Raw genomic sequence first — 14,877 nt, 5'->3', positions numbered from 1 at the left:
CGAGGTGTCGGGGGCGTTTTCGTGTTCAGGTGACGCGCCGCCGCTCAGATCACGCGCACGGCGCCGATCAGCGTCGCGATGAACCCGCCGAGGCCGAGCGTCGATCCGCCGAACAGGGCCCCGAGCTGCAGCCCCCCGTGGTCCCGATCGGTCGTGAAGGCCCACACCGTCGCCGCCACTCCCACGAGCATGACCACCACCGACCACCAGAGCATGATCGGAAGATAGAGCACGGCGGGCATGTCCGCCGGTCAACTGGCGACGACCCTCCTCGGATCCGCGGCCAGGGAGCCGCGCTCAGTGGTGGCCGGCCGAGCCGGACGCGGGAAGTGTCGACATGTCGATATATGAGTCGAGTGAGGTGGACGAGGGCGCGGCCGAGGTCTCGACGGCAGGCGCCAGTGCGATGGCCAACCCGGCGACGAAGGCCGCGACGAGGCGACGGCGGGCGGACGCGAAGCTCATGGCGACTCCCTCTCGGCGGCTGGGGGTGGCGGGACGTCAGCGTCGCACGCCACGGGGTCACCGTGGAGGGCGCGGCATGGAGCTCCGCCGGACGCACCGCGCCCCCGACACCGAGGTGTCGGGGGCGCGGTGGGCAGCGGTCGGGATCGACGATCAGGCGCTTCCGATGCTCTTGCCGAACGGTCCGGTCTCGAGGCGGTAGATGAAAGCCGCCATCTGCTCACGCAGGACGGCCTGCGACGGGCGGAAGGTCGTGTCGCCGTTGGCCTCGAGGTAGCCCGTCGAGATTCCGGCGGCGGCGAGCCACTCGATCTCGAAGTAGAACGTGGCGGTGGGGGGCACGTCGGAGAAGGACTGGGCCTCAGGGCTGAAGTCAGTGCCACTGGCGCGGAAGAGGAAGGCGGCCATCTGCTCGCGCAGGACCGGCGCCGACGGGCGGAACGTCGCGGTCCCGTTGGGGCCGGCGTAGCCGGTCGTGATCTCCTGCTGCGCCAGCCAGACGATCTCCTTGTAGAAGGTCGCGCTGGGCGAGACGTCGGTGAACGGCGAGCTCGGCGGCAGGTCGACGGGCGGCGAGCCGGCATAGCGGTAGAGGAAGGCCGCCATCTGCTCGCGCAGCACGGGAGCGGACGGGGCGAAGGATCGCGACCAGTCAGGGTTGATGTAGCCGGTCGTGATGCCGGCACTGGACAGCCACGCGATCTCGTACTGGAAGACGGTGCTGGCGAGGTCGTTGAACTGGTAGACCGGGCCTGCGTCCAGGCTCGTCACGCGCAGCTGCGCCGGATCGGAGAACTGCTCCGTCCGCAGGCTCCGGACCTCGATGTCGAAGGGCTGGCCGTCATCGAGGCCGGTCACCGTGTAGGTGCGGTCGGACGCGCCCTGGTAGTTGAACAGGTCGGACGAGCCGTCGTCGTAGTAGATGTTGACGGCGTACTCGGAGATGTCGGCGTCGGCTGACGGGTTCCAGATGACGTTGACCTCGCCCCGCACTGCGGGCATCGAGGTGTCGACGCGCAGGTCGACCGGCGGAGCGGGGGCATCGCCGACGGGTGCGGCGGAGGCCGAGGTCATCGCGACGGCGGGGGCGAGCGTGAGCGCCAGGCCCGCGATCAGCCCGGCGGCCAACCGGCGGTGGGTGGAACGGACGGACATGACAGCTCCTCGCTGTGTTGAGGTCCCGCGCCGGTGGGGAGCGCGGGCAGGTCGCCGTGGCGCACCCGAGCCTCATTGTCCGCCTCTCATCACCGCTGCGAGGCAAAACTCCTAGTCCCTCTGAGCCCTATTCCGGGGGCCCGAATGGCCCGGTGGTCGGCGGTCTGACCGGCGCCGTCGTGTCCCCGTCGCCCGATCCGTGGGCAACCTCAGGAGTGCACTTCGCGGTGCGGGCAGGCGTGCCCGTACTTGAGCCGGCAGCGCCACCGCCGCATCGTCCGTCGCATGAGGTGACGCTAGGTCTGCGGCGGGTTGGCCCGAAAGGGGTCAAAGGTCCCGATCGGGCGTGACCTGCATGACGTTGCGCCGATCACGGCCCGGGTGCTGGAACGGGCACCTAGGGTTGGCGTCCATGCGGACATGGGTAGTGCGAGGCGTGCTGTTCCTCGTGCTCACCGCCCTGCTCGCCCTCGCGGTGGTGGGTCACTCGCGGATCAGTGGTCCGATCGTCGTCACCCTGGTCGAGGACCAGCACGGGATCCACGTCAGCGACCTCGTCGCGCTCGGGCTGTGGGCCATCGGGGTGGCGGCGCTCGCTCGGGTGAAGTGAGGCGCGCGGCTCCTTCGTCGCGGCTCCACCGGTTCGTGCCTCACCGGTGCCGGGCTGTGCCCGGGCGCCTGCCTCGCCTTCGGCTCGGCCCGTGGATCCACGCGGTGCGGGCGGAGCCCTGTGCCTGACCCGTGGTTTCGAGGCTCGTGCGCCAGAGCGCAGTCACACCTCAACCAGCGGGTGGGTGGCGGCGCGCACGCACCTCGACCAGCGGATGAGTGCGCGGTGGTCCGCGGCGCTGGCATCCTGAGCCCATGACCACGCCCGAGGAGTCGACCGTCACGCCGCCGCCCCCGCCGGCACCCATGTACTACCCGAGCGGACCCGAGCCGATGCTGTCGGTGAAGCCGGGCGGACCGATCCCGCGGTGGGTCATCGTGATCGGGGTCGCCTACGGCGTCGTGTCGGTCGCGTTCTTCGCCCTCTACGTCGCGCTGATGCTGTCGTCCTGGACCTGAGCCCATCGCCTGACCAGGGTTTCGAGGCTCGCGCCGCGGGCGGCACTCGCACCTCAACCAGCGGAGGGCGAGAGGCCTCAGTTGCGCAGGGCGCCGATGCCGATGACGGCGGCCAGGCCGAGCGCGCTGCGCGGGTGGTAGGCGGCCGTCCAGAGCCCGCCGTGCGCGGCGCCGCGGTGCTCGTCCTGCCAGGGCTCGTCCGACGGCGCCTGCTCGGCGCGCAGGTCGTGCACGAGCAGGGCGGCCATCAGCACGTTCGAGGTGGCCGGGTCGAAGACCTCCACGCCGAAGCGGTGGGCTCCGGCGTACGCCGCGGCGAGCGCCTTGTTCTTGACGACCGACCGTGTGCGCGTGGCCGGGGCAACGTTGAGCGAGACACGCGCCCCCGACGCGATCGCGTCGGTCGCCCGCCAGCGCTGCAGCCGCTTCGCGAGGGCGTAGTTGGGTCCCTGCTGCGGCACGAGCGCGTCGCACGTGCCGATCTGGGCGCCCGGCGGGTACTGGCGCTGCAGCAGGCGTCCACCACTCACGACCCGCAGCGGGGTGCGGGCGGCCGACGTGATCGAGCGACGTCGGTACTTCGCCTCGGCGTTGACGATGTCCTCGCCGTCGACCACGTACACGTCGGTCGGCGTGGCCAGGAACGACAGGCCCGTGTCCGGGCGCTCCTTCAGCAGGTGAGCCGCGAGGGCGTCGGCGGCCATCGAGACCAGGACGTGCTTGGCCCCGTCGGCGTAGCAGTAGTTGCCGAGGACGAGTCGTCCCGGCAGGTGGTCGAGCCACTCCGCGATGGCCGGCAGGTCCACCAGCAGGTCGGCGCCGGTGTCGGCCGACGCCTTCGTGACGATGCGGGCCGGCAGGTGCGTGCGCCCAGCACCCTCGCGGGCCTGCTCGACCAGCCGGTCCTGAACGTCGGTGCGCGGGAGGTCGATCGCGACGGTCTCCGCGCCCCAGCGCTGCAGCGCACGCAGCGGACCCATCTCGGCGCCGGCGCCGAGCACCACCACGGTGTCGCCCTCGAGGCGCAGCCACTCGGGGTTGGCCATGACGGTGCGGATCGCCTCGACGAACGAGCTCGTGACGATGCCGCGGTCGCGCCAGTCGACCAGCTGGGCGTCGAGCGCCTCACCGCGCAGCCGCTCGCCCCGGTACGGGACCGACAGCTCGGTCTCCGCCTCGGCGGTGCCGGTGACGGTGTGGGTCTTGAGCATCTGGGCCAGCGGGGCGGAGTCGATGGCCTGCCGGAGCGGGACGTCGCCGAAGAGCATCTGGTCCTGCGCCGATCGGATGCCGTCATGGGCGATTCGCCGCGCCGCGGCCGCGTCACCGACGCCGGCCTCGACCGCGCGGACGTAGTGCGTCAGGTAGTGACGACGCCAGTTCGTCTCCTGCTCGACCGCGCGCGCACCGACGGGGTCGGCCTTGCGCAGGGCGTCGGCCAGCACGTCACGCGCCGTGGAGGTCGTGCTCTCGGTGGGGAAACGCAGCCCTGCTTCGCTCATGTCGACTCCTTCGCCGCCACGCTAGGGAGCGCGTGAGGTTACTCGGAAGTCGAACTCCGAGTGACGCCCAGAATCCGACATGGCAGCGTTTTTACTGGGAAATCAGTCGAAGATGGGCTACGTTGCAGGGACCAGAAGGGCCCGACGTGGGCCCAGGGGCCTGGGCATCGTGACGGGAGATCGCGCCGTGACCGCAGAGCACCTCCACCTCAGGGTGGACATCGACCTGGAGCTGGCCGCCCAGCTCACCGTCGCGGCGACCGCGCACGGCACCAGCGTGGCCGACGAGGTCAGCGCCGCGCTCGCCGAGTGGCTGCGGCCGCGGCACGAGGAGATCGAGCACCTCGCGACCGTCCTCGAGTTCGAGTCCCGCGGCGCCTGAGCGCGTCGGTCACGCCTGAGGAATCAGCCTTTTGGCCGGTGATTTCTGTCCTGCCGCTGTGCCATCGTCGTCCGCATGAGTGATTTCGCGATCGAGACGACCGGTCTCGTGAAGGTCTTCGGCGAGCACCGGGCGGTCGACGGCGTCGACCTGCAGGTCGCCTCGGGCGGGGTCTACGGCGTGCTCGGCCCCAACGGCGCCGGCAAGACCACCGTGATCCGCATGCTCGCCACCCTGCTCAAGCCCGACGGCGGGTCCGCCCGTGTGCTGGGCCACGACGTCGTCACCGAGTCCCACCAGGTACGCGCTCGCGTGGCCATGACCGGCCAGTTCGCCTCGCTCGACGAGGACCTCACCGGTCTGGAGAACCTCACGATGCTCGCCAAGCTCTACGGCTTCCGCGGCACCGCGGCACGCGACCGGGCCGATCAGCTGCTCGACGCGTTCGACCTCACCGAGGCCGGCACCAAGCAGGTCAAGAGCTACTCCGGCGGCATGCGGCGCCGCATCGACATCGCCGGCAGCATCGTCGTCCGACCCGACCTGATGTTCCTCGACGAGCCCACCACCGGGCTCGACCCCCGCAGCCGCAACCAGGTCTGGGACATCGTCCGCGCCCTGGTCGGCGCCGGCACCACGGTCCTGCTCACGACGCAGTACCTCGACGAGGCCGACCAGCTCGCCGACCGCATCGCGGTCATCGACCGCGGCAAGGTCATCGCCGAGGGCACCACCGGCGAGCTCAAGGCCTCCGTCGGCACCGGCGCGCTGCACGTGCGCGTCGCCGACCCTGCCGACCGCGACCGCGCGGCCTCGCTCCTCGCGGAGGCCCTGGGCGGCGAGCCGGTCATCCCGAAGGACCCGTACGCGCTCAGCCTCAACGTCACCTCGCCCGGTGAGGTGCCCGGCGCGCTCGTGCGTCTGCGTGAGCACGGCGTCGACGTCCGCGAGTTCTCACTCGGTCAGCCCAGTCTCGACGAGGTGTTCCTCGCCCTCACCGGTGAGCACGTCACCGACGTCGAGTCCGACACTCCACCGCACGAGAGAGGCGAGGTGCCGGCATGACCACCACCCCCACCCCGGCGGCAGCCGCCACGATGGACGCCAAGGTCCGCGAGGCCGTGGGCAGCGCCGACCGACCCGACCCGGTCGGGCCGCTCGGCTCGTCGCTGATCTTCACCCACCGCGCGCTGCTCAAGATCAAGCACGTCCCCGAGCAGCTCTTCGACGTCACGATGTTCCCGATCCTGTTCACGCTGATGTTCACCTACATCTTCGGCGGCGCGATCGCGGGCTCCACGGGGCAGTACCTCGAGTACCTGGCGCCGGGCATCCTCGTGCAGACCGTCGTCATGATCACGATGTACACGGCCATGACGATCAACAACGACATCAAGAAGGGCGTCTTCGACCGCATCCGGTCACTGCCCGTCTGGCGTCCCTCGCTCATGGTGGGCGCCCTGCTCGGCGACACGCTCCGCTACACGATGGCCTCGGTCGTGATCCTCGTCGTCACGATGGCGATCGGCTACCGTCCGTCGGGTGGCGTCATGGGCGTCGTGGCCGCGGTCGTGCTCCTGCTGGTGTTCTGCTTCAGCGTCAGCTGGATCTGGACCCTGCTCGGCATGAAGCTGCGCAGCCCGGAGTCGGTCATGGGCGTCTCGATGATGGTGCTGTTCCCGCTCACGTTCCTGTCGAACGTGTTCGTGTCGATCGACACGATGCCCAGCTGGCTGCAGCCGGTGGTCGAGCGCAACCCCGTCTCGATCCTCGTCGACGCGGTCCGCAGCCTGATGGTCGGCGAGGCGCACGGTGGCTCGATCCTGCAGGTGCTGATCATCTCCGGCGTGCTCGTCGCGATCTTCGGCCCCCTCACGATGCGCGCCTACAGCCGGAAGAGCTAGCCGTCAGGTCGCCTGCTGGTCGAGCTGGTCCGAGGAACGAGGACCAGTATCGAGACCCGGTCAGGTTCAGGCATGCGGTGGGACGAGGCGGTGGCTGACGGGTGCCCTTGGGTGCGGGGGTCTCGGTACGCCGGCTCGCCAGGGCTCGCCGAGCACTCGACCAGCAGGGTGGTGCCGTTAACCTCCATCACGTGGGAGCCATACATCTGATCCGGCACGGGCAGGCCTCGTGGGAGTCCGACGACTACGACCAGCTCTCCGAGCTCGGGTACCAGCAGTCGTCCTGGTTGGGGCAGTCGTGGGAGTCGTCGGGCTTCGAACCGACGTGGTCGGTGGCGGGGTCGATGAAGCGGCACGCCCAGACCGCGGTCAACGTGATCGACGCGATCGACGGCGACCTCTACGACGTCGACGCCGGCTGGAACGAGTACGACCACCGCGCGCTCACCGGCGCCTCCTCGGCCGCCGACCGGCCCTCGGACGCCAAGGAGTTCCAGCGTCAGCTCGACGCCTCGCTCGAGGCCTGGGTCGGCGGCACCGGCTCAGCCGCGGGGGAGTCGTTCGAGCAGTTCAGCGGTCGCGTGCTCGGCGCGCTCGACACGGCGATCGAGAACGCGGGTAGTGGTCAGACGGTCGCGGCCTTCACGTCGGGAGGGCCGATCGCCCTCGTGGCGTCGCACCTGCTCACGGGCGGACCCTCGCTGTTCATCACGCTCAACCGGGTCGTCGTGAACGCGTCGGTCACGACGGTCATGGTCGGCCGCGCCGGCACGCGTCTGCTGACGTTCAACGAGCACACGCACATCCCGAAGGACGGCGTCAGCTTCCGCTGAGGGTCACCAGCTCGGCAGGGACCACGCGCACGTCGAACGGCTCGGCGACCTCGAAGGCCTCGTCGCCCACCGCCCGGGCGACCTGCCGGTAGGCGCCCTCGGTCAGTGCCCAGGCGGTGATCGACGGCTCCTCGGGGTCGACGACCCAGTAGTGCGCGCATCCGGCGCGCTCGAGGCGGTCCTTCTTGAGCAGCAGGTCGATGCCACGCGTGGACGGCGACAGAACCTCGACGGCGAGCACGGGCGCTACTGGCAGGTCCCGCTCGGTGAAGTCCGCGTTGCGGCCAACGACGAGATCGGGCTGCATCACCGTGTCGTCTGACAGGGCGACGTCGAACGGCGCAGCCAACGGCTCCAGGTCGGGCGGGACCGCGGCGTCGAGAAGAACGGTGAGCCTCAACGAGGCTCGCTGGTGGACGCGACGGGGTGCAGGGCTCACGATGAGCACTCCGTCGACGAGCTCGTAGCGGTGTCCGTCATCGGGCATGGCGTCGAGGTCGTCGCGCGTCAGGGCCCGTCCTCGCGGGAGACCTGTTCGCACCTCGGTGGTCATGGCAATCATCGTAGGTCGCCTCCTTGTCCAGGACCATCAGTGAAGTCGGATCGTCCGACAGGCGCCAGGACCCCGCCGTCGACCTGTGGACATCGCATTCAGTTTCAGATACCGCTAGTATCTGAAACATGACGAACCTGACCTCGGGCACCCGCGTGCTCGTCACCGGCGCCTCCTCCGGCCTCGGCCTCGCCCTCGCCCAGCAGCTCGCGGAGGCCGGCTGCCGCGTCCTCGCGACCGACGTCCACGCCGATGCCCCGGCCGAGCTGGCCGATCTCGGCGACCTGACCTACCTGACGCTCGACGTCACGCAGGACGCCCACTGGGACCGCGCCCACGAGTGGGTCGTGGAGAACTTCGACGGCCTCGACGTCCTGGTCAACAACGCCGGCGTCGCCGCTGGCGGGCGCATCGAGTTCACCGAGATGGACCAGTGGCAGTGGATCGTCGACATCAACCTGCTCGGCACGGTGCGCGGATGCCGCCGGTTCGTGCCGCTGCTCAAGGAGCAGGGTTCCGGCCACATCGTCAACATCGCCTCGGCCGCCGGCCTCGTGCACGCGCCGTCGATGAGCGAGTACAACTCGGTCAAGGCCGCCGTCGTGGCGCTGAGCGAGACCCTGCGCCACGAGCTCAACCCCTTCGACGTCAAGGTCAGCGTCGTCTGCCCGACGTTCTTCAAGACCAACCTCGGCACCTCGATGCGCGGCAAGGACGAGGCGGCGCTCCGGGCCGCCTCCAAGCTCATCAACGGATCCGACCGCACGGCCGACGGCATCGCCCGCGAGGTCCTCAAGCAGGTGCGCCGCGGGGCCTACCTGATCCTGCCCGACCGCGACGCGATCATGGCCTACCACGCGAAGCGCGTCGCGCGTCCGGTGTACGACCGCATGATGTTCAAGGCGGCCGCACGCCTGGCCGCGAAGTCGCGAGGGAAGGCCTGACGTGCGTCGCAACATCCTGATCACCGGAGCCAGCTCCGGCCTCGGCGCCGAGATGGCGCGCCAGTTCGCCGCGAAGGGTCACCACCTCGCGATCACGGCGCGCCGCACCGACCGTCTCGAGCAGCTGCGTGACGAGATCGTCGCCGCGCACCCGGACGTGAAGGTGTCGGTGCACGCGCTCGACGTGACCGACCACGACCAGGTGTTCGCGGTCTTCGCGGAGGCCATCGGCGAGCTCGGTGGCCTCGACCGGGTCATCGTCAACGCCGGTCTGGGCAAGGGCGGTCGCATCGGCACCGGCAAGTTCCAGGCCAACAAGGAGACTGCCGAGACCAACTTCATCGCCGCGCTCGCCCAGGCGGAGGCGGCCATGCAGCACTTCTACGAGCGCAAGGCCGGCCACCTCGTGCTGATCTCCAGCGTCTCGGCCATGCGCGGCATGCCCGGCTCGATGACGACCTACGCCGCCACCAAGGCCGCGGTCGCCCACTTCGCCGAGGGCATCCGCATGGACCTCGCCGGCCGCAAGGGCCTCGACATCGCCGTCTCCACGATCTACCCGGGCTACATCGCCTCGGAGATGAACGAGCAGGTCGAGCAGGAGCAGAAGCTCATGGTCGACACGGCCACCGGCGTGCGCTCGATGGTCAAGGCCATCGACAAGGAGGTCGACGACGCCTCGGTCCCCGGCTGGCCCTGGGTGCCGCTGGGCCAGGTACTCAAGCACGCCCCCCGCGGCGTCGCCCGCCGCCTGGTCTGAGCGGGGCCACCCGCTGGTCGAGTGGGTGAGGGCGGCCGCGCCCGATCCCGTATCGAGACCCGGTCAGGTTCTGCTGAGCGGTGGAGTGGGGGTCACCACCCCTTCGCTGGTCGAGTTGGTCCGAGGAACGAGGACCAGTATCGAGACCCGGTCAGGTTGAGGATCTCGGTGGTACCTGCCGGTGGTCGAGGCGATGGTCAGCCGACCGGGTCTCGATACACCGGCTCGCCAGGGCTCGCCGAGCACTCGACCAGCGGACCGAGCGGCCCAGCGTGGTTGCTCCTCCCCGCAGAGTGCGCTCGCACCTCAACAGCGGGGGGCGGAGCCCCGCGGGGGTCAGCGGGCGAGCATCACGGCGACGAAGTTGCCGTCGAGCTCGATCTGCGGGTCCTGCGCCGGATCCACCCAGGGCACCTCGGTCTTCTTCTGCAGGTAGTGGTCGGCCACCGGCGTGGACGGGGCGGGGGCGCTGCCGTCGAGGGCTGCCTGCACCTTCTCGACGAAGCCCTTCAGCGTCTTGCCGTTGGCCCGGCCGTCCAGGAGCGCCTTCGGGGTCCTGGGGTCGGTGCCGACGGTGATGTTCAGCTGCGCCTGCGCACCCTCGCCCTCGACCCAGACGTTGAGGAACTTCGGGTTCGACATCTTCGGTGCCTCGCGCAGCACCAGCTTGCGCCCACCGGTGTGCACGGCGAGGACCCGCACGTTCTTGGTGTTCTGGGCAACGCCGAGAGCCGCGTCGAACACGGCCTCCGGTGACGACGCGATGGCGATGGTGTCGTTCTGCGGTGCGCGCATGGTGCTCCCCCTGGGTCGGATCTCCGGCGGAGTCAGCCTAGGAGCGGTGTCCCCCTCCGGCAACGTGCGTCCTGATGCGGTCTCCTGAGCGAGGTTTCGAGGCTCGCGCGCCAGAGCGCGCTCGCACCTCAACCGGCGGAGGGTTGGGAGATCGTGGCCTTGGCGACGACGTCGAGCGGGGTGGCGTCGATGCCGAGCTCGTCTCGGGTCGAGGTGAAGTCCATGCGGACCGGCTGGGTGAAGAGGTAGCCGGTCTGGGCGATCGTGCGGGTCTCGCGGTGCGCAGCGCCGATGGCGCGCATGACCCACATCGGCACGGGACTGATGCGCGGGACGTCGACACCGCCGGCGGCGGCGAACGCCTCCACGAGCTCACGCTGCGACGCGTGCACGGCCGGGGCGATCACCACCGGCGCCGTCGGACGGGCCGCCGCCGCGACCATCGTGGCCGCGAGGTCGGGCAGGTAGGTCCAGGGATGCACCACGTCGACCAGGCCGACGGGGCGGACGGTCTTCCCGGCGATCGCGGGCTCCCACATGCGGGGCCCGGCGTGCGACTGGTTCGCGCCCGGGCCGACGTAGTCGCCGGCGACGACGCTGACGGTCGTCGCGGCAGAGGCCGCGCGCTGGTCGAGCAGCGTGCGACGCACCTCGCCCAGTGGGCTGCGGGGCGCGATGCGGCTCGACGTACCGATCGGCGCGCTGGCGTCGAAGGCGTACAGGCTCTCGGGGAAGACGACCGTGGTGCCGGTCGCGGCGGCTGCGTCGAGCACCGTGCGCTCGAGGGAGGGGAGCTCGCGACGCCACACGTCGTCCCGGTAGGCCGAGGCGTGCAGGCAGAGGTGAAGGACGTCGACGTCCTCGAGCGCGGCACGCAGCGCGGTTCCGTCGGACGCGTCGAGCGAGATGTTCGTGAGCCCGGCGGGGCCGCGACCCGATCGCGTGGCGACGGTGACGGCCTGGCCGGACTCGGCGAGCTGGCGGGCGACGTGCGGACCGATCTGGCCGGCGCCGATGACGAGGTGCTTCATGGTGGCTCCTAAGGTTGATGTGAGCAGTGCTCTCGTTTCGAGTGTGCACGAGTCGGCCGTCGAAAGCAAGAGCAGTGCTCACATTTGGCACGCAGGCTCTCGCCGGTCTACCGTGACCGGGTGGAGACCCCCCGTCAGCGCGCCCGTCGACAGACGATGGACGACATCGTCCGACTCGGCCGTGAGCAGCTCGCGACCGTGACCCCGGCGGAGCTCTCGCTACGCGCCGTGGCCCGCGAGCTCGGCATCGTGTCGTCCGCCGTCTACCGCTACGTCAAGGATCGCGACGAGCTGCTGACGCTGCTCATCGTCGATGCCTACGACGAGGTCGGCGCTGCCGTGGAGGACGCCGTGGGGGCCGCCGCGCGGCGGGCGCCCCGAACGCGGGCGATGATCGCCTGCCAGGCCTTCCGTGCGTGGTCCCTGCGGGAGCCGTCGCGCTTCGCCCTGCTGTTCGGCACACCGGTGCCCGGGTACGCGGCCCCCGCCGACCGCACGGTCGAGCCCGGTACGCGCGTGCCGGCAGTGCTGATCTCGCTCCTGGAGGAGGCCTGGGTCGCCGGCGATCTCACCGCCCCCTCCGGTTCGGTGCCGCGAGCCGTCAAGCGCGACATGGACCAGATCCGCGAGGAGTTCGGGCTCACCGCGCCCAGCCTGTCGGTCGCGCGGGGGCTGGGACTGTGGTCGGCCCTGGTCGGAGCGGTGTCGTTCGAGGTCTTCGACCAGTACGGACCCGACACCCTCTCGGACCCTGCGGCGTTCTTCGACCTCCATGTGGAGGCGCTGATCGACGGCGTGGGGTTCTAGGGGAAACTCCACCAACCGGAACCGCACCACCCGGTGGTCGAGTGCCTCGCGAGCTCTGCGAGCGGGCGTATCGAGACCTCCGCACCTGACGGCACGCCTCGGCCACCGGCCGGTCGGACCGAGATCCGTCACCTGAACACGTCTCGGTACACGTCCTTCGTTCCTCAGGACGCACTCGACGACCGGGCGGACCGGCTTCGCCGGTGGAGACCCTGACCGCCGCGCTTCGCGCGGAGGTCAGCCCAACAGCTTCTGGGCCAGAGCGCCGACCTGGTCGAACTCGACGAGGAAGCCGTCGTGCCCGTGCAGGGAGGTGACGACCTCGAGCCGGCCGCTGAGGGCGATCGACTCGGCCAGCACCTGCTGCTGGCTCAACGGGTAGAGGCGGTCGGAGTCGATGCCGGCCACGATCGTGCGGGCCGTGATGCGGGCGAGGGCCTGGTCGACGCCACCGCGACCGCGGCCGACGTCGTGGGTGTCCATCGCGCGCGTCAGCACGAGGTAGGCGTTGGCGTCGAATCGCTTCACGAGCTTGGTGCCGTGGTGCTCGAGGTACGACGTGACGGCGAACCGGCCGTCGTCCTGGACCTCACGCCCGAAGCGCTCGGCGAGCTCGGGCTCGCTGCGGTAGGCGATGTGGGCGATGCGGCGCGCGAGCGCGAGTCCGGCGACCGGGCCGCGCGCGGCGCCGTAGTAGTCGCCACCGAGGAAGTTCGGGTCGGCGACAATGGCCGCCTGCTGCGTCGAGGAGTACGCGATCTGCTCGGCCGAGGCCCAGGGCGAGGTGGCGAGCAGGAACAGCCGCACGACGCGATCCGGCACCGTGATGGCCCACTCGAGCGCCCGCATGCCTCCGGCCGACCCGCCGATCACGGCCTGCCAACGGTCGATGCCCAGGGCGTCGGCCACCGCGATCTCGGCCGTCACCTGGTCGCGGACCGTGAGCGCCGGGAAGCGGCTGCCCCACGGCTGCCCGTCGGGCGCGATGCTCGCCGGACCCGTGGTGCCCTGGCACCCGCCGAGGATGTTGGTGGCCACGACGAACCAGCGGTCGGTGTCGATCGGCCTGCCGGGGCCGACGAGGTCGTCCCACCAGCCGGGGGAGTGCTGACCCGGGCCGACCGGCCCGGTCACGTGCGCGTCGCCGGTCAGGGCGTGCTCGACCAGCACCGCGTTGTCGCCCCGGAAGGTGCCCCAGGTCTCGTAGGCCACCCGCACGTCCGGCAGCTGCGCGCCCGACTCGAGGTCGATCGTCCCGACGTCGAGGAACTGCCGGGCACCGACAGGATCTCCCTCCCGCCACGCACCGGTGACGAGAGGGAGATCCGGGGTTGTTCCTGATGTCACTTGGCCGCGCGCAGTCCCGCGTCGAGGTCGGCCAGGATGTCGTCGATGCCCTCGAGGCCCACGGCCAGGCGCACCAGGCCGGGGGTCACACCGGTGGCGGCGTGCTCCTCGGGCGAGCCCTGCGAGTGGGTCGTGCTGGCCGGGTGGATGGCCAGCGAGCGGACGTCGCCGATGTTCGCGACGTGGCTGAACAGCTCGAGCGAGTCGATGAACGCCTTGCCGGCCTCGACGCCGCCGGGGAGCTCGAAGGTGAGCACGGCACCCGAGCCCTTCGGCGTGTACTTGTCGGCCAGCTCCTTGTAGGCGTTGCCGTCGAGCGAGGCCCACGTGACCTTCGAGACGTCCTCGCGGCCCTGGAGCCACTCGGCGACCTTGCGGGTGTTCTCGATGTGGCGCTCCATGCGCAGGCTCAGCGTCTCGAGGCCCTGGGCGATGAGGAACGCGTTGAACGGCGAGAGCGCCGGGCCGATGTTGCGCAGGTACTGCACGCGCAGCTTGGCGATGTACGCGGCCGGTCCGAGGGCGTCGGCGAACACGAGGCCGTGGTAGCTCGGGTCGGCCGTCGTGAACCCGGGGAACTTGTCGCCGTGGGCGGCGTAGTCGAATGTGCCGGCATCGATCACGACGCCGGCGATCGTGGTGCCGTGTCCGCCGATGTACTTGGTGGCCGAGTGCACGACGGTGTCGACACCGTGCTTGAAGGGGTTCAGCAGGAACGGCGTGGCGACGGTGTTGTCGACGATGAACGGGACGCCGATCTCCTTGGCGACCGCCGAGATGGCCTCGAGGTCGAGGATGTCGCCCTTGGGGTTGCCGATCGTCTCGCCGAAGAACGCCTTGGTGTTGTCCTGGGCAGCTGCGCGCCAGGCGTCGGGGTCGTTGTTGTCCTCGACGAAGGTCACGGTGATGCCGAGCTTGGGGAACGAGTGGCGCAGCAGGCTGTCGGTGCCGCCGTAGAGGCTGGCCGAGGCCACGATGTGGTCGCCCGCCTCGGCGACGTTGGTCAGTGCGCCGGTCGTGGCGGCCTGGCCCGAGGCGAACAGCAGCGCGCCGACGCCGCCCTCGAGGGCCGCGAGACGCTCCTCGACGACACCCTGGGTGGGGTTCATGATGCGCGTGTAGATGTTGCCGGGCTCGGCCAGCGCGAACAGGTCAGCGGCGTGCTGGGTGTCGCGGAACTGGTACGAGGTGGTCTGGTAGATCGGCAGCGCCCGGGCGCCCGTGGTGGGATCGGCCGTCTGACCGGCGTGGATCTGCTTGGTCTCGAATGACCAGTTCTCGCTCATGGGGACTCCTGAAGGGTCGGGTGGCTCGGCTTCCAGAATCGCACG

Annotated in this window: 18 protein-coding genes; 9 read left to right on the top strand and 9 right to left on the bottom strand. The window is 70.4% G+C overall.

Translation table 11 applies throughout. The features are described 5' to 3' along the window. Positions 1–44: 44 nt before the first annotated feature. From V6S66_RS16870 to V6S66_RS16860, 3 genes are all read right to left on the bottom strand, one after another. On the bottom strand, positions 45–215 hold the full coding sequence (locus V6S66_RS16870; protein ID WP_334207960.1) for a hypothetical protein: 171 nt from the start codon (positions 213–215) through the stop codon (positions 45–47). Positions 216–297: 82 nt separating this feature from the next. Then, complete coding sequence (locus tag V6S66_RS16865) at positions 298–465, bottom strand: hypothetical protein (RefSeq protein ID WP_334207959.1); 168 nt, start codon at positions 463–465, stop codon at positions 298–300. Between the two features lie 153 nt (positions 466–618). Beyond that, positions 619–1,620 carry an S-layer homology domain-containing protein gene (locus V6S66_RS16860; RefSeq protein ID WP_334207958.1) on the bottom strand — a complete coding sequence of 334 codons (1,002 nt, stop codon included), beginning with the start codon at positions 1,618–1,620 and terminating at the stop codon, positions 619–621. A gap of 412 nt (positions 1,621–2,032) precedes the next feature. On the opposite strand from V6S66_RS16860, the gene V6S66_RS16855 reads away from it, so the two are divergent. Both V6S66_RS16855 and V6S66_RS16850 read left to right on the top strand, forming a co-directional pair. Continuing rightward, positions 2,033–2,230: a hypothetical protein gene (locus V6S66_RS16855; RefSeq protein WP_334207957.1), complete on the top strand. Its 198-nt coding sequence runs from the start codon at positions 2,033–2,035 to the stop codon at positions 2,228–2,230. Positions 2,231–2,484: 254 nt separating this feature from the next. Beyond that, on the top strand, positions 2,485–2,688 hold the full coding sequence (locus V6S66_RS16850) for a hypothetical protein (protein WP_334207956.1): 204 nt from the start codon (positions 2,485–2,487) through the stop codon (positions 2,686–2,688). A gap of 77 nt (positions 2,689–2,765) precedes the next feature. On the opposite strand, the gene V6S66_RS16845 is transcribed toward V6S66_RS16850, so the two are convergent. Beyond that, positions 2,766–4,190, bottom strand: coding sequence for a hypothetical protein (locus V6S66_RS16845; RefSeq protein WP_334207955.1), 1,425 nt, complete (start codon positions 4,188–4,190; stop codon positions 2,766–2,768). A gap of 187 nt (positions 4,191–4,377) precedes the next feature. Between V6S66_RS16845 and V6S66_RS16840 the strand changes: the two genes are divergently transcribed. The 4 genes from V6S66_RS16840 (at position 4,378) to V6S66_RS16825 (ending at position 7,309) form a co-directional block, all read left to right on the top strand. Then, positions 4,378–4,572, top strand: coding sequence for a hypothetical protein (locus V6S66_RS16840; protein ID WP_334207954.1), 195 nt, complete (start codon positions 4,378–4,380; stop codon positions 4,570–4,572). A gap of 75 nt (positions 4,573–4,647) precedes the next feature. Continuing rightward, positions 4,648–5,637, top strand: a complete 990-nt coding sequence (locus V6S66_RS16835; protein ID WP_334207953.1) for an ATP-binding cassette domain-containing protein — start codon at positions 4,648–4,650, stop codon at positions 5,635–5,637. Next, positions 5,634–6,476, top strand: coding sequence for an ABC transporter permease (locus tag V6S66_RS16830; protein ID WP_334207952.1), 843 nt, complete (start codon positions 5,634–5,636; stop codon positions 6,474–6,476). The genes V6S66_RS16835 and V6S66_RS16830 overlap by 4 nt, the downstream gene beginning before the upstream one ends. 191 nt (positions 6,477–6,667) lie before the next feature. Further along, positions 6,668–7,309 carry a histidine phosphatase family protein gene (locus V6S66_RS16825; protein WP_334207951.1) on the top strand — a complete coding sequence of 214 codons (642 nt, stop codon included), beginning with the start codon at positions 6,668–6,670 and terminating at the stop codon, positions 7,307–7,309. On the opposite strand, the gene V6S66_RS16820 is transcribed toward V6S66_RS16825, so the two are convergent. After that, complete coding sequence (locus V6S66_RS16820; RefSeq protein ID WP_334207950.1) at positions 7,296–7,862, bottom strand: Uma2 family endonuclease; 567 nt, start codon at positions 7,860–7,862, stop codon at positions 7,296–7,298. The two genes, V6S66_RS16825 and V6S66_RS16820, sit on opposite strands and share 14 nt — an antisense overlap. Before the next feature lie 128 nt (positions 7,863–7,990). Between V6S66_RS16820 and V6S66_RS16815 the strand changes: the two genes are divergently transcribed. Next, complete coding sequence (locus V6S66_RS16815) at positions 7,991–8,806, top strand: SDR family NAD(P)-dependent oxidoreductase (protein WP_334207949.1); 816 nt, start codon at positions 7,991–7,993, stop codon at positions 8,804–8,806. A gap of 1 nt (position 8,807) precedes the next feature. Beyond that, positions 8,808–9,566, top strand: coding sequence for an SDR family oxidoreductase (locus V6S66_RS16810; RefSeq protein WP_334207948.1), 759 nt, complete (start codon positions 8,808–8,810; stop codon positions 9,564–9,566). Between the two features lie 336 nt (positions 9,567–9,902). Here V6S66_RS16810 and V6S66_RS16805 read toward each other — a convergent pair whose 3' ends face one another. Both V6S66_RS16805 and V6S66_RS16800 read right to left on the bottom strand, forming a co-directional pair. Beyond that, positions 9,903–10,361: a hypothetical protein gene (locus tag V6S66_RS16805; RefSeq protein ID WP_334207947.1), complete on the bottom strand. Its 459-nt coding sequence runs from the start codon at positions 10,359–10,361 to the stop codon at positions 9,903–9,905. Between the two features lie 128 nt (positions 10,362–10,489). Next, positions 10,490–11,392, bottom strand: coding sequence for an NAD-dependent epimerase/dehydratase family protein (locus tag V6S66_RS16800; protein ID WP_334207946.1), 903 nt, complete (start codon positions 11,390–11,392; stop codon positions 10,490–10,492). 120 nt (positions 11,393–11,512) lie between these two features. Between V6S66_RS16800 and V6S66_RS16795 the strand changes: the two genes are divergently transcribed. Next, complete coding sequence (locus V6S66_RS16795) at positions 11,513–12,199, top strand: TetR/AcrR family transcriptional regulator (RefSeq protein WP_334207945.1); 687 nt, start codon at positions 11,513–11,515, stop codon at positions 12,197–12,199. A gap of 237 nt (positions 12,200–12,436) precedes the next feature. Here the strand turns inward: V6S66_RS16795 and metX are convergent, their stop codons facing one another. After that, on the bottom strand, positions 12,437–13,546 hold the full coding sequence (metX, locus tag V6S66_RS16790; protein WP_334207944.1) for a homoserine O-acetyltransferase MetX: 1,110 nt from the start codon (positions 13,544–13,546) through the stop codon (positions 12,437–12,439). Further along, positions 13,543–14,832, bottom strand: a complete 1,290-nt coding sequence (locus tag V6S66_RS16785) for a bifunctional o-acetylhomoserine/o-acetylserine sulfhydrylase (RefSeq protein WP_334207943.1) — start codon at positions 14,830–14,832, stop codon at positions 13,543–13,545. Before V6S66_RS16785 ends, metX begins: the two co-directional genes overlap by 4 nt. Positions 14,833–14,877: the final 45 nt, after the last annotated feature.

It is taken from the genome of Aeromicrobium sp. Sec7.5, from assembly GCF_036867135.1.
GTDB lineage: Bacteria > Actinomycetota > Actinomycetes > Propionibacteriales > Nocardioidaceae > Aeromicrobium.
Note: the sequence above shows the minus strand (reverse complement) of the source record. Positions and strands in the feature narration are given on the sequence as shown.